The sequence below is a fragment of the Janthinobacterium sp. 75 genome, assembly GCF_004365495.1.
Taxonomy (GTDB): Bacteria; Pseudomonadota; Gammaproteobacteria; order Burkholderiales; family Burkholderiaceae_D; genus Janthinobacterium.
On record NZ_SORD01000001.1, the window covers coordinates 4,692,120 to 4,707,765 of the forward strand.

Annotated in this window: 18 protein-coding genes; 10 read left to right on the plus strand and 8 right to left on the minus strand. The window is 64.8% G+C overall.

Annotated features, from left to right (window positions below):
- Positions 1–3: 3 nt before the first annotated feature.
- The 7 genes from C8C89_RS21335 (at position 4) to C8C89_RS21365 (ending at position 6,406) form a co-directional block, all read left to right on the plus strand.
- A complete protein-coding gene (locus C8C89_RS21335) occupies positions 4–1,401 on the plus strand; it encodes an LLM class flavin-dependent oxidoreductase (protein ID WP_133992410.1) in 1,398 nt (465 codons plus the stop codon).
- Between the two features lie 27 nt (positions 1,402–1,428).
- The gene (locus tag C8C89_RS21340) at positions 1,429–2,418 is read left to right on the plus strand and encodes an aliphatic sulfonate ABC transporter substrate-binding protein (protein ID WP_101480651.1); all 990 of its coding nucleotides are present in this window, start codon (positions 1,429–1,431) and stop codon (positions 2,416–2,418) included.
- A 6-nt stretch (positions 2,419–2,424) separates the two neighbouring features.
- A complete protein-coding gene (locus C8C89_RS21345; RefSeq protein WP_101480650.1) occupies positions 2,425–3,255 on the plus strand; it encodes an ABC transporter permease in 831 nt (276 codons plus the stop codon).
- Between the two features lie 15 nt (positions 3,256–3,270).
- On the plus strand, positions 3,271–4,005 hold the full coding sequence (locus C8C89_RS21350; RefSeq protein WP_101480649.1) for an ABC transporter ATP-binding protein: 735 nt from the start codon (positions 3,271–3,273) through the stop codon (positions 4,003–4,005).
- A 76-nt stretch (positions 4,006–4,081) separates the two neighbouring features.
- Positions 4,082–4,867 carry a hypothetical protein gene (locus C8C89_RS21355; protein WP_133992413.1) on the plus strand — a complete coding sequence of 262 codons (786 nt, stop codon included), beginning with the start codon at positions 4,082–4,084 and terminating at the stop codon, positions 4,865–4,867.
- Between the two features lie 65 nt (positions 4,868–4,932).
- A complete protein-coding gene (gene bla / locus C8C89_RS21360; protein ID WP_101480647.1) occupies positions 4,933–5,841 on the plus strand; it encodes a subclass B3 metallo-beta-lactamase in 909 nt (302 codons plus the stop codon).
- Positions 5,842–5,926: 85 nt separating this feature from the next.
- Entirely contained in the window at positions 5,927–6,406 is a 480-nt protein-coding gene (locus C8C89_RS21365) for an META domain-containing protein (RefSeq protein WP_166674818.1), read from the plus strand.
- 68 nt (positions 6,407–6,474) lie between these two features.
- Here C8C89_RS21365 and epsC read toward each other — a convergent pair whose 3' ends face one another.
- The gene (gene epsC / locus C8C89_RS21370) at positions 6,475–7,413 is read right to left on the minus strand and encodes a serine O-acetyltransferase EpsC (RefSeq protein ID WP_101480645.1); all 939 of its coding nucleotides are present in this window, start codon (positions 7,411–7,413) and stop codon (positions 6,475–6,477) included.
- Between the two features lie 189 nt (positions 7,414–7,602).
- Here epsC and C8C89_RS21375 point away from each other — a divergent pair, with 189 nt between their 5' ends.
- The gene (locus C8C89_RS21375) at positions 7,603–8,778 is read left to right on the plus strand and encodes a multidrug effflux MFS transporter (RefSeq protein ID WP_101480644.1); all 1,176 of its coding nucleotides are present in this window, start codon (positions 7,603–7,605) and stop codon (positions 8,776–8,778) included.
- Positions 8,779–8,858: 80 nt separating this feature from the next.
- Here the strand turns inward: C8C89_RS21375 and C8C89_RS21380 are convergent, their stop codons facing one another.
- Complete coding sequence (locus C8C89_RS21380; RefSeq protein WP_133992415.1) at positions 8,859–9,167, minus strand: hypothetical protein; 309 nt, start codon at positions 9,165–9,167, stop codon at positions 8,859–8,861.
- A 79-nt stretch (positions 9,168–9,246) separates the two neighbouring features.
- Positions 9,247–9,687: a carboxymuconolactone decarboxylase family protein gene (locus C8C89_RS21385; RefSeq protein WP_133992417.1), complete on the minus strand. Its 441-nt coding sequence runs from the start codon at positions 9,685–9,687 to the stop codon at positions 9,247–9,249.
- A gap of 103 nt (positions 9,688–9,790) precedes the next feature.
- Between C8C89_RS21385 and C8C89_RS21390 the strand changes: the two genes are divergently transcribed.
- Positions 9,791–11,275 carry a PLP-dependent aminotransferase family protein gene (locus C8C89_RS21390; RefSeq protein ID WP_133992419.1) on the plus strand — a complete coding sequence of 495 codons (1,485 nt, stop codon included), beginning with the start codon at positions 9,791–9,793 and terminating at the stop codon, positions 11,273–11,275.
- On the opposite strand, the gene C8C89_RS21395 is transcribed toward C8C89_RS21390, so the two are convergent.
- The 5 genes from C8C89_RS21395 to trxC all read right to left on the minus strand — a co-directional run bounded on the left by C8C89_RS21395 (position 11,232) and on the right by trxC (position 14,056).
- Entirely contained in the window at positions 11,232–11,792 is a 561-nt protein-coding gene (locus C8C89_RS21395; RefSeq protein ID WP_208327746.1) for a DUF1287 domain-containing protein, read from the minus strand. The two genes, C8C89_RS21390 and C8C89_RS21395, sit on opposite strands and share 44 nt — an antisense overlap.
- 107 nt (positions 11,793–11,899) lie before the next feature.
- Positions 11,900–12,232 carry a DUF6616 family protein gene (locus C8C89_RS21400; RefSeq protein WP_101480641.1) on the minus strand — a complete coding sequence of 111 codons (333 nt, stop codon included), beginning with the start codon at positions 12,230–12,232 and terminating at the stop codon, positions 11,900–11,902.
- A 24-nt stretch (positions 12,233–12,256) separates the two neighbouring features.
- The gene (locus C8C89_RS21405; RefSeq protein ID WP_133992423.1) at positions 12,257–13,003 is read right to left on the minus strand and encodes a HEAT repeat domain-containing protein; all 747 of its coding nucleotides are present in this window, start codon (positions 13,001–13,003) and stop codon (positions 12,257–12,259) included.
- On the minus strand, positions 13,000–13,536 hold the full coding sequence (locus C8C89_RS21410; protein ID WP_133992425.1) for a MarR family transcriptional regulator: 537 nt from the start codon (positions 13,534–13,536) through the stop codon (positions 13,000–13,002). Before C8C89_RS21410 ends, C8C89_RS21405 begins: the two co-directional genes overlap by 4 nt.
- 67 nt (positions 13,537–13,603) lie before the next feature.
- Positions 13,604–14,056 carry a thioredoxin TrxC gene (trxC, locus tag C8C89_RS21415; RefSeq protein ID WP_133992427.1) on the minus strand — a complete coding sequence of 151 codons (453 nt, stop codon included), beginning with the start codon at positions 14,054–14,056 and terminating at the stop codon, positions 13,604–13,606.
- 147 nt (positions 14,057–14,203) lie between these two features.
- On the opposite strand from trxC, the gene C8C89_RS21420 reads away from it, so the two are divergent.
- Positions 14,204–15,646, plus strand: a complete 1,443-nt coding sequence (locus C8C89_RS21420) for a coniferyl aldehyde dehydrogenase (RefSeq protein WP_208327747.1) — start codon at positions 14,204–14,206, stop codon at positions 15,644–15,646.

Consider the following 15,646-nt stretch of genomic DNA (forward strand, 5'->3'; position numbering starts at 1 on the left):
GCCATGGCCAAGTCGATACGCTTCAACGCCTTCCAGATGAACACGGTGGGCCACCAGTCGCCGGGACTGTGGACGCATGCGCGCGACTGCAGCCACCGCTATACCGACCCGCAGCACTGGACGGAACTGGCGCGGCTGCTGGAAGCGGGCCTGTTCGACGCGGTATTCCTGGCCGACGTGCTGGGCGTGTATGACGTGTACCGGGGCAGCAACGATGCGGCCCTGGAACACGGCGTGCAGGTGCCGCTGAACGATCCGCTGGCGCTCGTACCCATCATGGCGCAGGCCACCACGCACCTGGGTTTCGGCGTCACCTGCGCCCTCACCTACGAACATCCGTACACGTTCGCGCGGCGCATCTCCACCCTGGATCATCTGACGGGCGGGCGCATCGGCTGGAATATCGTCACCGGCTATCTCGATAGCGCGGCGCGCAACCTGGGCTTGAGCCAGCAACTGGGCCACGACGAACGCTACGACCTGGCCGATGAATACCTCGAGGTCGTCTACAAGCTGTGGGAAAAAAGCTGGGACGACGATGCCGTCGTCAACGACAAGGTGCGCGGCATCTACGCCGATCCGGCCCGAGTACATCCGATCAACCATGCCGGGCGCCACTACCAGGTGCCCGGCATCCATCTGTGCGAACCGTCGCCGCAACGCACGCCGCTGCTGTACCAGGCGGGCACCTCGCCGCGCGGCACGCGCTTCGCGGCGCGCCATGCGGAGGCCACCTTTGTCAGTGGCCCCAGCAAGACGGTAGTGAAGCGCTACGCCGACGACTTGCGCGCCGCCGTGCGACTGGCGGGACGCGATGGCGATGCGCTGCTGATCTACGCGCAAGCGCTAGTCATCACGGGTGCCACGGAAGAAGAGGCGCGCGCCAAGCACGCCGAATATCTGCGCCATATCAATATCGAGGCGGCGCTGGTACTGCTGTCCGGCTGGACGGGCGTCGATTTCAGCCGCTATCCGCTCGACGCCACTATCGACTACATCGATTCCCCGGCCGGCCGCTCGGCGCTGGCCTCGTTCAGCCAGGCCGATCCGGATCGCACGTGGACGGTGCGCGAGGCTGCCGAATACATCGGCCTCGGTGGGCGCGGTCCGGTGCTGGTGGGCGATGCGCGCCAGGTGGCCGACCAGCTGGAAAGCTGGTTGGACGAGACGGGCATCGACGGCTTCAATCTGGCCTTTGCCGTGGCCCACGACAGCATGGCCGACGTGGTGCGCCACATCGTGCCGGAGCTGCAGCGGCGCGGCCGCTACCGCACGCAATATGAGGAAGGCAGCTTGCGCCACAAGGTCTTCGGCCAGGGTCCGCGCCTGCCGGCTGCTCATGCGGGCCGCCAGGTCAGCATCGTCCCCGCGTCCGCGCCCGCCTCTGCACTGGCGGCCTGACCCCTCTCCCCAACATCCAAGGACACCATGAAACGCAGAACCATCTTGCAACTGGCAGCCAGCGGCACCGCCCTCGCCGCCTTGCCCAGCTTCACCCGCGCAGCCACGCAAGCGCCCCTGAAGGAGTTGCGCCTCGACTATGCCTATTATTCGCCCACCAGCCTGGTGCTGCGCCGCTTCGGCTGGCTGGAAGAAGCATTCAAGCCGGATGGCACCAGCATCAAGTGGGTGCTCAGCGCGGGCAGCAACCGCGCGCTCGAATACCTGAACGCCAACAGCATCGACATCGGCTCGAGCGCCGGCCTGGCCGCCCTGCTGGCGCGCGCCAATGGCAACCCTATCCGCGCGCCGTACATTTTTTCGCGCCCAGAATGGACGGCGCTGGTGGTGCGCAAGGATAGCCCCATCCGCAGCGTCGCCGACTTGAAGGGCAAGAAGGTGGCCGCCACCAAGGGCACCGACCCATATCTGTTCCTGCTGCGGTCATTGAAGACTGCGGGCCTGAAACGCAGCGATATAGAACACGTCAGCCTGCAGCATGCCGATGGCCGCGCGGCGCTGGAGCAAGGCAAGGTCGATGCCTGGGCCGGCCTCGATCCGCACATGGCCGCCAGCGAACTGGAAGCTGGCTCGCGTCTGATCTACCGTAACGTGGCCTTCAACACCTACGGTTTCCTGAACGTGCGGGAGGACTTCCTGGCCAGCCGTCCCGCCGAAGTCGGCAAGGTGATACAGGCCTACGAACGGGCCCGCGCCTGGATACGCGAAAATCCGGCCGAAGCGGCGAAAATCCTGTCGGAAGAAGCCAAGGTCAGCCTTCCGGTGGCGCTGCTGCAGGTAAAACTGCGCAGTGACTTCAGCAATCCGCAGCCATCGAACGAACACGTCAAGGCCCTGCTGGTGGCCGCGCCCATCCTCGTTGACGAAGCGCTGATCAAGCCAGGTGCCGACTTGAACCGCGCCATCGCAGAGCTGGTCGACACGCGCTTTGCCCAGCCGTTCATCCGCAAGGCGTAAGCGATCATGGCCAGAAACACGCTCGCCGCTCCAGCATCGGCCCACGACACCGGCGTCCGGCGCAGGCTCTTTCGCCAGCCCTTGCCGCGCACGGCGCTTGGCCTGCTGCTGCCCGCGCTGGCACTGCTGGCGGCGGAAGTGGGCGTACGCACGGGCGCCATCCCTGCCAACCTGCTGCCGGCGCCGAGCGACATCGCCGCCACCATCGCCGAGCTGGTGCGCCAGGGCCTGGCCGGCCACGTGCTGGCCAGTACCGTACGCGTGGCAATCGGCTTTGCCGGCGGCGCGCTGCTGGCCATTGTCATTGGTGCGGCCGTGGGCCTGAACCGCACAATGGAGGCGCTGCTGGACCCCACTTTCCAGGCCCTGCGTGCCATTCCTTCGCTGGCCTGGGTGCCCTTGCTGCTGCTGTGGCTGGGCATCGATGAAGCGCCGAAACTGGTGCTGATCGGCGTCGGCGCCTTCTTCCCCGTCTACATGGGCGTGGCGTCGGGGATACGCGACGTGGACCGCAAGCTGATCGACGCGGCCCGCATGTACCGTTTGAGCCGCCCTGCGCTGGCGTGGCGCGTGCTGCTGCCGGCCGCGCTGCCAGCCATCTTCACGGGGCTGCGCAACGGTTTGAGCCTGGCCTGGATGTTCATGGTGGCGGCCGAACTGATCGCCGCCAGCCAGGGCCTCGGCTACCTGCTCAGCGACGGGCGCGAAACGAGCCGTGCCGACATCGTGCTTGCTGCCATCGTGCTGCTGGCCGTGCTGGGCAAGTCCAGCGACAGCCTGATGCAGCGCCTGGAAACCCGCTTGCTCGCGTGGCGCGACAGCTATGCCACTCCCTGACGAAAGCACCCACGCATGACTGCCCTGCTTGACATTGCCATCCGTGACAAATCCTATGGCGCGCGGCGCGTGCTGCACAATCTGCAATTGCAGCTGCGCCAGGGCGAAATCGTCAGCCTGATCGGCGCCAGCGGCTGCGGCAAGAGCAGCCTGCTATCGATCGTAGCCGGTCTCGATACGGACTATCACGGCGCCCTGCGCCTCGACGGCAAGCTGCTGGCGGGGGTTCAAGCTGACATCGGCCTGATCTTCCAGGAACCGCGATTGTTTCCCTGGCTGACAGTGGCGCAAAACATCGCCTTCGGCCTCAGTGCTGGTGGCGAACACGATCCCAGGGTCGCGCAATTGCTGGAGGAAGTGGGCTTGCAAGGCCACGCACACTGCCTGCCCAAGCAGCTGTCGGGCGGCCAGGCGCAGCGGGCGGCGATTGCCCGCGGCCTGTTTGGCCAACCCCGCATCCTGCTGCTGGACGAACCGTTTTCCGCCGTCGACGCATTTACCCGCATGAAGCTGCAAGACCTGCTGGCCACCGTCGCAGCGCGCCATGGTTTGAGCGTGCTGCTGGTGACGCACGATATCGATGAAGCACTGTACCTGAGCGACCGCATCGTCATGCTCGACACCCACGCCGGACCGCCACGCGCCCGTTACGACGTGGCCGCGCCACGGCCGCGCCTGCGCACGCCGGCGGCGCACGCCCCATTGAAGGAAGCCATCCTCGGCGAACTGCACGCCGCGCATGCGATCTGAAGCTTGCGCACCGCCGCCAGTGACAAGCCTTGTCATTCATGTTAGCTTGCCATGTTATAAACAAACAGGCGACTACGTGCACCTTCCTTTCCTTCCCATCCTCGCCATCCTGGCGGCCAGTCACATCGCGGCGCACGCCGACACGCAGGCGGATACCCCAGCCGAAGCGCCGGCCGACACCAGCCAGTCCATCCACATCAACAGCATCCGCAATCCGGAGCTGAAATCGTACCGCGTGATGGCGGCTGGCCTCGATGCCTTCGACCAACACCATGCGCTGGCGCCGACAGCGCGCGAAGTGCGCTTCAAGCTGGTCGCGGGCAGCCGCGCCCCGGCCGACGCCATGCGGGACCTGGCCTTGCGCATCGCCGGCAACGAAACCTCGATTGCACTGCCCCTGTCAGCCGACGGCAGCTTTACCTTGCCGCGCAGCGCGCAGGCCGACAGCGAGGACGCGGACCTGATCACCAACAAGAAAAAGGGACAGTATCGCTGGCAGCCAGCCATCCAGAGCGACGGCGTGCCGGCCGGCATGCGCCGCCTGGGCGACCTGCGACTGCAATGCCAGGTGATGATCGCCATCGCCAAGAAAGAGATCCCGTTCTGGGTACGCACCCTGGTCGGCACCTTGCTGCGCACCACCGACTGGTGCTCCGCCGAACAGCTCAAGATGGGCACCCGCAGCGATGCGCCGCTCGCCAGCGCCACCCTGCTCGCTGGCGAGCAACGCATCGCCCTGAAGGTGGAAAAAGAGGGGCGCTCCTTTCTCGCTCCCATCGGCGACACCCGCTATGCGGACGATACCCTGATCGAACTGGTCTACCAGCAGGATGCCGCCGGCACCCCGCCAGCCTCCCCGTGAGCGTTTGCGTCCAGCCCCGTTCCATGTCAGCATACGCCACCTTGGCAATACGGATAAGGATCGCAATGTCCCTCACACCACCACGCGCGCTGGTCCTGGCCCTGCTGCTGGCCAGCCCCGGCACCCAGGCGCAAACACCGGCTCCAGCCACGCCGCCAACGCCGGGCTGCGAAGTCTGCGCCACCTGGAATGCCGACCAGGCACCGTTCCGCCTCTTCGGCAATACCTATTACGTGGGCGTGAAAGGCCTCAGTTCCGTGCTGGTGACGTCGCCGCAGGGCCATGTGCTGATCGATGGCGGCTTGCCGGAATCGGCGCCCAAGATCATCGCCAATATCGGCGCGCTGGGCTTTCGCATAGAGGACGTCAAGCTGATCCTCAATTCGCACGGCCATATCGACCATGCGGGCGGCCTGGCCGAACTGCAGCGGCGCAGCAATGCCCTGGTGGCGGCCAGCCCGTCGGCCGCGCTGGACCTGGCGTCGGGCGAAGTGGGCCCGGACGACCCGCAATACCATGCGCTGCCCAAATATCCGCCCGTCAAGGACATGCGCCTGGCGCGCGACGGCAGCCAGTTCAATGTCGGCCCCGTCTACCTGACGGCGCATGCCACGCCAGGGCACACGCCCGGGGGCCTGAGCTGGACGTGGCAATCGTGCGACGGCCCCCGCTGCCTGAACATGGTCTACGCGGACAGCATCAACGCCGTCTCGCGCCCCGGTTTCAAGTTCAGCGCCAGCAGTGAGTATCCGAACGCCCTGGCGGACTTGCGCCACAGCTTCGAGACCCTGGAAAAACTGCCCTGCGACGTGCTCATTTCGGCGCATCCGGAGGCGTCGCAATTGTGGGAACGACTGGAAGCGAGCGCCACGGGCGGCAGTGATGCCTTCGTCGATCCGCAGGCCTGCCGCGCCTACGTGGCGGCGGCGCGCACCTTGCTCGACTCTCGTCTGGACCAGGAAAAACAGCAGTAAGCTTGCCATTGAACTTGTCAACCGTGCACGCTGGCGTGCCGCCAATCTGCTACGCTGGCGCCATTCACATCAAGAAGGAAATGCCATGTTCAAACTCGCCAGACTGATCCCCCTCGCCGCCATCGTCGCCATCACCGCCGGCTGCGCGCAAACGCCCGTGCGCAGCGACGCTGCCGCCGCCGCGCCAGGCGCCACCTCGCCTGCCAAGCCGGCACCGAAGCTGACGGGCACGCAATGGAAGCTGAAGGAATTGAAGGGCAAGCAAGTGGTCCGCAAGGCGCCCGAGCAGCGCGAGGTGACCCTGCAGCTGGCCGAAGGCCGCGCCAGTGGCCACAGCGGCTGCAACCAGATGATGGGCGGCTACACCAGCGATGGCGTCAGCACCCTGGCCTTCTCGCAGCTGGCCGGCACCATGATGATGTGCCAGCCGCAGGACATGGACCTCGAGCGCCTGCTCTTGACCACCCTGGGCGAAGTCAATGGCTACCGCTACGCCGACCAGGAACTGCTGCTGCTGAAGGATGGCGCGGCCGTGGCACGCTATGAAGCGCTGACGGTGAAGTAAAACTGTGGGGTCAGACCCGCCGGGTCTGACCCCAGCCTTGACTATGGGCTTTTTCCCGTCCGCAATACCTAGTCGTTGCGCATCTGCGCCTGCGATACGTTACTCTCAGGCGGCACGCTTTGCGTCAGCCACACATTCCCCCCGATGGTCGATCCCGCGCCGATGGTGATGCGCCCCAGCACGGTCGCGCCCGCGTAAATGACCACGTCGTCCTCGACGATGGGGTGGCGCGGCGTACCCTTGATCAGCGCACCGCTGGCATCCGCAGGAAAACGCTTGGCGCCCAGGGTGACGGCCTGGTACAGACGCACGCGCTGGCCGATGATGGCCGTCTCGCCGATCACCACGCCCGTGCCATGGTCAATGAAGAAGGACGCGCCGATGTGCGCGCCCGGATGGATGTCGATGCCCGTCAAAGTGTGCGCGATGTCGGCGATCAGGCGTGCCAGGAACGGCGCACCCAGAGCGTGCAGGCGGTGCGCGAGGCGGTGGTACAGGATGGCGATAGTGCCCGGATAGCACAGCATGATTTCAGCTACCGAGGTGGCGGCCGGGTCGCCCGCGTAAGCGGCCTGCACGTCCGACACCAGCAGGGCGCGGATATCGGGCAGGCTGGCGGCAAAGGCGCGTGTGATGTCGCGCGCCTGCTGCGCCAGCGCCGCATCGTCGCTGGCACCACCCTCTTCATCGCCAGCCGGGACGGAGAACAGCAGGCCGCGCCGCACCTGTTCGCTGAGGCGGTTCAGGGTGGTGTTGAGCGTGTCGCCGACAAAATAGTCGATGCTTTCATCCGTCAGGTTGGGCCGCCCGTAATGCGTGGGGAACAGGGCCGCCGACAGGCCGTTGACGATGGTGGTCAAAGCTTCACGCGACGGCAGTTCGCGCACCCTGCCGTTATGGCGGATCTTGTGCTTGTCTTCGCGCGAGGTGCGCAGCGCCTGGATCACGGGCCCCAGATTCCACTGGGCCGTGTCGTCAGCGGGCGCTGCGGGATAAATACTGTGCATGGCGTATCACTTCCAGAAAACGGCAAACAAGCCGGGTCGCCCAAGCTTAGCGGCCAGGCATCACGATTCAAACGAAGAATTTCAAGATTCCATATGCGAAAAATGCATAAGGATGGCAAACAGCGGCGGCGCCAAACCCGATTGTTGCCACTAGCGTAAAATGACGGGCTAACAAAAACACTCTTTAACATGACTAAATTATTAACATGGATTTTGGCGGGCCTGGCGATGGTCGGACCGCTTGCAATTGACACCTATCTGCCGTCGTTCCCCGCCATCGTGCACGATTTCAATGCCAGCCCCCTGCTGGTGCAGCAAACCCTGAGCTTTTTCCTGTTCACGTTCGCCTTCATGATGCTGTTTTACGGCACGCTGTCCGATTCGTTCGGCCGCCGTCCCGTGATTCTCGTGTCGCTGGTGCTGTATGTGATCGCCTCCGTGGGCGCCGCGCTGGCGCCGTCGCTGGGCTGGCTGCTGGCCTGGCGCGTGCTGCAGGGCCTGTCCGCAGGCGCCGGTTCCGTCATCGGCCGCGCCATCGTGCAAGACCGCTATTCGGGCGCCGCCGCGCAAAAAATCCTCTCGCACATCATGATGGTGTTCGCGCTGGCACCGGCCATCGCCCCCGTGCTGGGCGGCTGGCTGCAGGTGGGCCTGGGCTGGCGCTGGATCTTCTGGTTCCTCACGGCCTTCGGCGTGCTGATGTTCGTCGTCGTCTGGCGCGCGCTGCCGGAAAGCCTGCCGAAGGAGCAGCGCCACGCCTTCCACCTGGGCGACATCGCTGTCAATTACTGGAAAGTGCTGTGCCACCGCCAGTTCCTGCTGCTGTCCACGGCCATCGGCGCCGCCTTTGGCGGCTTCGCCCTGTACATCGGCTCGGCCGCCTACTTCATCATCAACATCCTGCACCTGCCGGAAACGGCATTCGCCTGGCTGTTCATTCCCCTGATCAGCGGCATGGTGTTCGGCTCGGCCCTGTCGGCGAAAATCGCCCACCGCTACAGCCAGCGCCAGATGATCTGGGCCGGCTTCATATTGATGCTGGTGGCCGCACTGGCCAACATCGGCTACAACTACTTCTTTGCCGCCGAAGTACCATGGGCCGTGCTGCCCCTGTTCTTCTACTCGTTCGCCCTGTCCATCGCCATGCCGCCGATGACCCTGATGGCACTGAACCACTTCCCCAACAATAGCGGCCTGGCGTCCTCGATGCAGTCGTTCATCCAGATGCTGCTGTTTGCGCTGGTCTCGGGCCTGGTGGCGCCGCTGCTGTTCGACAGCGCGCTGAACCTGGCCTATGGCGTGATGGCGGGACTGCTGGTGAGTTTGCTGTGCTGGGTGTTTGCGCAGGGTAAGGCTGAAGCGTAGGTCGGATTAGCGCAAGCGCGTAATCCGACATCACCCGCCAACCACGTTGTCGGATTACGGCCCTTCGGTCCTAATCCAACCTACGGCCAGGGCGCAGGCGTCACATCCAGGTACTGCACCCCGCCCTGCTCCGGTTCCGCTTCATTTTGCTGCGATGGCTGGTTCAACGGCCCGACCGGCGAACGCAAACTCAAGATTTCCTTGCGCGATTCGACGAAGTCGGCGGAACTCAAAGGATGTTGCTGGTCCGGCCAGTGGCTGACGGCCCATTCCTGCAAAGTTTCAAAGCGCCGCCATAGTTCAGTAATGAATTCACGGCGCGCCTCTTCCGGTGCTACTTCCTGCTGCCCCGGCGTCTTCTCGACGCCTTCTCCGATATGTACCTGCATGGCTGCTCCCTGGCTGATCAATCATCTTGCCAGACTACGCAAAGACATGCCAGGCGTCTGTTCGCGAACGAACACAGAGTTATTCGGGCATCTTGCGGAAACCCACGGCCAGGCGGTTCCAGGTATTGATGGCGCCGATGACCAGGGTGACGTTGACCATTTCCGCCGGCGTCAATTGCTCCGCCAGCGCCGCATAGTCTTCGTCCGACGCATGATTCTGCGGCAGCAAGGTCAGCGCTTCCGTCCAGGCCAGCACGGCACGCTCGCGCGGCGTGAAGAACGGCGTTTCGCGCCAGACGGACACGGCATACAGGCGGCGCTCCGTTTCGCCCGCCTTGCGCGCGTCGCTCGTGTGCATGTCCACACAAAAGGCGCAGCCATTGATTTGCGAGGCGCGCAGGCGGATCAGCTCGACCAGCGAGTGTTCCACGCCCAGCTTGGCAATCGCCGCTTCCAGCGCGTACATGGCCTTGACGGCGTCTGGCGAAGCTTGTGTAAAATCGAGTCGTTGCTGTGTCATGATGCATTCCTTGATAATGAAAGATGCGCCATTGTAGAAGCGCACCAACAGCGCGCGGCAGGCCAATCCTGCCGAAAAACGGCAGACCACCCACAGATACCCCATGGAATTACATATCCTGATCGACGGCACGCGCGACCTGGGCGGCCAGCTGTATCGCCAGCTCAGCGAAGCCATCCGCTCGGGCCGCCTGGCCGACGGCCAGCAATTGCCGCCTTCGCGCCTGCTGGCAAGCCAGCTGGGACTGTCCCGCAAGACGGTGTCCGACGTGTATGAAAAGCTGGGCTATGAGAAGCTGCTCATAGGAAAAGTGGGCGTGGGCAGCTTCGTGCAGACGCCGCGTGCCTCGCCGCAGCGCCGCCACGCCAGCACGCCGCTGGCCAGCGCGCAGCGCATCGCCCACTGGGAAGCGACGCCCACGCCCTTGCGCCGCGCCAGCCAGGAAACGCCCGCCCGCTACGCCTTCATCGGCGGGCGCGCCACGCCCGCGCACTTCCCGCAAGATGAATGGCGCGCCTGCATGCTGCACGCGCTGCGCCAGGATGGACAAGCGCGCGGCCGCTACGGTCCAGTGGAAGGCTTGCCCGCCTTGCGCACGGCGATTGCCGGCCATGCCGCCTTCAGCCGCGGCATCCATTGCACCGAGGAACAGGTACTCGTCACCAGCGGCGCGCAGCAGGCTTTGCAGCTGCTGGCGCAAACCCTGCTGGAGGCGGGCGACACGGTAGTCGTGGAAGAACCCGGCTACCCCGTGGCGCGCACCGTGTTCGCCAGCCAGGGCGCACGCGTGGTGGGCGTCGACGTGGACGAGGATGGCCTCATCGTCGCGCAAGTCCCGGACGGCACGCGCTTGATCTATGTCACACCCGCGCATCAATTTCCACTCGGCATGCCGATGAGCATGGCGCGCCGCCATGCCTTGCTGGAGCGTGCCCGGCAGTTGGGTGCCATCATCATCGAGGACGATTACGACAGCGCCTTCCGCTATGAAGGCCGGCCCGAGGATTCCCTGCAAAGCATGGACCGCTACGGCGTCGTCGCGCATGTAGGCAGCTTTTCCAAGATCATGCTGCCGGAATTGCGCCTGGGCTATGTGGTGCTGCCGCAAGCCATCGTGGCTGCCATGCGGACAGTGAAGTACCTGAGCGACTGCCATACTGCCAGCCTGGGCCAGCATGCGCTGGCCAAGTTCATCCTGGACGGCCATTTGCTGCGCCACATACGCCGCTGCCACGACATTTATGCAGGGCGGCGCGAACGGCTGCAGCACTGGTTCAACGGTCCGTTGTCGCCATGGTTCCGCCTGGTGCCAGCCAGCGCCGGCTTCCATGTGGCGGCGCTGGCGCAGGCGCCGCTCGATATCGCCGAATTGCTGCGCCGCGCGCGCCTGGCCGACATCAGCTTGTACGCGCTATCCGGCTTTTACGATGGCCCCGCCCGCCATGAAGGCCTGTTCCTCGGCTATGGCGCCATCGACAGGCTCGATATCGACACGGCGCTGGCCAAGGTGCTGGCGATCCTGCAAGAGATGGCGCCGCTGCCCCTCAGCGGACTTGCAAGCCGGGTTGCCAACGATAATGCCCCGTGATGGGATAACTGAACAAGATATTTTCCTCGCGCGCGCCCTCGCCGATGTTGTGGATGATGAGCGGCACGCCACTCCATGACTGCTTGTCGCTGACGATGCCAATATGCGTGAGGTTGCGCGGCAGGCGCCATGTGACGATGTCGCCCGCGCGGTAAGCGTTCGCTTCCTTGGCTGGACGCAGGCTGGTGCCGTGGCGCGTAAAGAACGTGCCCAGGTTCGGCACGCGGCGGTGGTCAATATTGCGGTCCGGCCCCTTCATCTGCCAGCGCCCCTGCTGCTGGTACACCGGCCAGGCCTTGCGCATGTCCTCATGCACCAGCACCTGCAGATCCTGGCCCAGCTTGCGGTAGGCGCGCACGATCACATCCGTGCATACGCCCCGCTCGAGCGGCACGTCGCCGCCCGGATAGGCGAGACGTTCGTAGCGCGGGTCGTACTGCAGGGTCACGCCCACCTGGCTGCGGGCAGCGGCGACGAGGGCTTGCGGGGTGGCAGCAGGGGCTGCCGAGGTTAGCATGGGCGCCAGCGCAAGAAGCAGAAGGCAGAGCAGTTTGGTTGGCATCAACGTCGATGGTCGGATGGAAATGCCAACTTTACCGCAGCGGCAAGAAAAACGTCGGACGCTTAGGCGGCCAGCTGCGCCAGGTGGCCAGGAAAATCCACGGCCGGGCCAGCCGCATTGACGGTGTCGAAATAATCATGCCAGCCCGTGGCGGCGATGCCCGCCAGCAAAGCGTCCAGCGCCGCCTCGTCCGGGAAGCGCCAGACGGCATAAAATTGCTGGGCAGCGGCATGCAGCTTGCCGCCGTCGATGGCGCCCATGGCGAGCGCTTCGGCGCCAGTGCCGGACAAGGCCGCCATGCCGGCGCCCACCGTGTCGAAATACGCCTGGCGCGCGGCGCCATCGAGGACCAGCCAGGCCGGTTTCGGGCTGTACAGCTCTAACAAATAATGCATGCTTTCTCCTTGGGTAATCAATTGTCAAGCCAGCGAGCGCTGGGCCCGCTTGCAGATGCGTTGCGTGGCGGCGTCGGGACTTTCCTGCAACCATTGCGCGCACAGGCTGCGTACCCATTCCGGCTGGCTCTTGGCCGCATCGTTGAGCCAGTTGGCCACGGAATCCTGCACGTAGACGGCCGGGTCGGCGCGCAAGGGCTGCAACAGGGGCAAGGCCCGCTGCGGCTGTTCCTTTAACTGGGCGATGTGCGCGCACCACACGCCGCGCGGGCGCAGCGCTTCGCAGGCAAAACGGCGCACTCTTTCCGACGGGTCCGCCGTCCAGGGCGCCAACTGGCCAATCGCGTCATCAAGACTCGCCGCCAGATGGGGCCGCAGCGCCAGCCAGGCCCATTCACGCACGCCGAAGTGCCCATCGTCGGCCAGCGGCCGCATGGCCGCCAGTTGTTGCGGCAAGGACCATTGCGCCTGGGCGGCGATGGCAAAGCAGGCCCAGCCCCGCACCGTGTCGGAGGTATGGCCTTGCAATTTCGCCAGGTCAACGTTGGCCTCCAGCAGCAATTGCGCCGCCAAGGCCATGCGCCTGGTGATGCCCTCAGCGGCCTGCGCGCGCATCCGGTCCAGGCGGATGGCGCCGATAGCGGGTACGGCAGCAGCCAGCAGCTGGGCAAAATCGATGGCCAGCCCTTCCGTCAGGGTGGCGCTGGCCACGCTTCCCCCGTTCAGCAGGGCCAGGCGCTCCGCAGTCACATCGGCGACGCCGCGGCTCATGATGCACCCTGCATTTCACCCTGCATTTCACCTTTATCCGTCTTGCGCCAGGCTTTTTCCAACAGCGAACTCAACAATTGCATTTCCTCGGCCGAGAAATCGGCAAACAGACTGGCGATCCATTGCGCGTGCTCATCGACCAGGGTGGAGGCGGCAGCTTCCCCCTTGGTGCTCAGGCGCACCAGCAGCTTGCGCCGGTCAAACTGGTCCGCGTGGCGCGCCAGAAAACCGTCGCGCTCCAGGCCGTCGAGCAAGCCCGTGATGGTGCCGCGCGTCACGCCAGCCTGCTCGGCCAGTGCGTGCGGCGAGAGTCCTTCGGGCACGTCACGCAGCAGGGACAGCAGCACGAACTTGCCTTCTGACAAGCCATGTCGCCCCAGGCGCGTGGCGCAATCGCCATCGATGGCCGATGCCAGGCCCAGCACTTCAAAGCACAGGCGCAGGCGCGCCGTGGACTGCGTCATGTCGAGACCGCTGGCGCGGCGCTGCACGTCGCCCAGCAGGGCCGTGTATTTCTGTTCGAGCTTTATCATATGGCGCAATATAATATGGCGCCATACCAAATGTCAAATGGAAAACCATGATGGTTTGCCTAGCGGCTCAAAAGCGGGCTTTATCCCTCGCCCAGGCGATGATGGCTTGCGCATCGATGGCGCCCGGCTGGCGCGCCACTTCCACGCCACGCGAGAACAGGGCCAGGGTGGGAATGCTGCGAATATTGAAACGGCCGCCCAGGTCCGGCGACGCTTCCGTATTCACCTTGACGACGCGGAACGCCGGCTCCAGTGTCTTGGCGGCTTGCACATAGAATGGCGCCATGCTGCGGCACGGGCCGCACCAGGGCGCCCAGAAATCCACCAGCACGGGAATGTCGCTGCGCTCGATATGCTTGAGAAAACGGGCGCTGGTCAGGTCCACGGGCTGGCCTGTAAATAAATCTTTCTGGCATTTTCCGCAGCTAGGCTGCTCGGTGAGCCGGGCGGGCGGCAGGCGGTTGACGGCGTCGCAATGGGGGCACACGATGTGCAGGGAGTCTGGCGTGGTCGAGGTCATGGCATTCCTGGAATGGGTAGCGTACAGTTGCCGAACATTTTACGGTGTATCGTGCAGCGCCGTCGGCACGCTGGCGGCGCATTTGCCAATACTCCACTATAGTGCGCTGGAACGGCGCGCACATTGCCCGGCCAGCCAAGGAAAACAATGCCCGATGTCGTAGAAAACATGGATTTGAGCAGCAAGCCAGCTCACGCAGAACTCGCCGCCGCCCTGGCCTTGCAGCATGCAGCCTACCTGGCCCGCCCCGTGCCCACGCTTGCCGAGCGCAAGCGCGACTTGCAAACATTGCAGCGCTTCATCCAGGACCATAAAGAGGCGCTGTGCGAGGCGATCAGCGCCGACTATGGCAACCGCTCCCGGCACGAAACCTTGCTGGCGGAGATCTTTCCCGCCATCGACGGCATCGCCCATGTCCTGAAACAGTTGAAAAAATGGATGAAACCGCAGCGCCGTGGCGTGGACTGGCGCAATTTCCTGGGCGCCCGCAACCGCGTGCTTCCCCAGCCGCTGGGCGTGGTGGGCGTCATCGTGCCGTGGAATTTTCCTGTGAACCTGAGCCTGGTTCCCCTGACCTACATCTTTGCCGCTGGCAACCGTGCCATGGTCAAGATGAGCGAAAACTCGCGCCACCTGGCCCGGCTGCTGATCGAGAAGATGCCAGCCTACTTCCCGCCTGAAAAATTGCAGTTTTTTGAAGAGACAGGCGGCGTGGGCATGGCTTTTTCACAACTGCCGTTCGACCACCTGCTGTTTACGGGGTCCGGCCAGACGGGCCGCGCCGTCATGGCGGCAGCCGCGCGCAATCTGTGCCCCGTCACCCTGGAACTGGGCGGCAAGGCGCCGGCCATCGTCTGCGCAGACTTTCCCCTGCGCACGGCCGCCGAGCGCATCCTGTTTGTCAAATACCTGAACGCGGGGCAAATCTGCACCAGCGTCGACCACGCCTGGCTGCCCGAAGCGAGCATCGCCGCCTTCGTCGAACACGCGCGCCAGATCATGCCCACGCGCTACCCGCGGCTGGATACGCCCGATTACACCTCCATCATCGACGAGGCCGCCTTTGAGCGCCTGCTGCAGGCGCTGGACGAAGCGCGGGAACGGGGCGCACAAGTGATTCCCTTGCTGCCAGGGCCTGCCTACGACCGGGCCACGCGCAAGATCGCGCCGCACATCGTGCTCGATGCGCCCGAGGACAGCGTGCTGCTGACGCGCGAAATCTTCGGCCCCATCCTGCCGCTGCGCGGCTATGCGACCCTAGACACGGTGATCGACAGCATCAACGCGGGGCCGCGCCCGCTGGCCATCTATCCATTCAGCAATCAGGCAGATACCGTGCAACTGCTGATCGACACGGTGATGTCGGGCGGCGTGTCCGTCAACGATGCCCTGTACCACGTGGGCCAGCACGATTTGCCCTTCGGCGGCGTGGGCGAGTCCGGCATGGGCCACTACCATGGCGTGGAAGGTTTCCACACCTTCAGCAAGCTGCGGCCCGTGTTTTACCAGGCCCGCTACAGCGCGCTGAAACTGCTGTGGCCGCCGTATGGCCAGCTGGCCAGCCGCGTGCTGGCCTTCCTGACGCGTTGA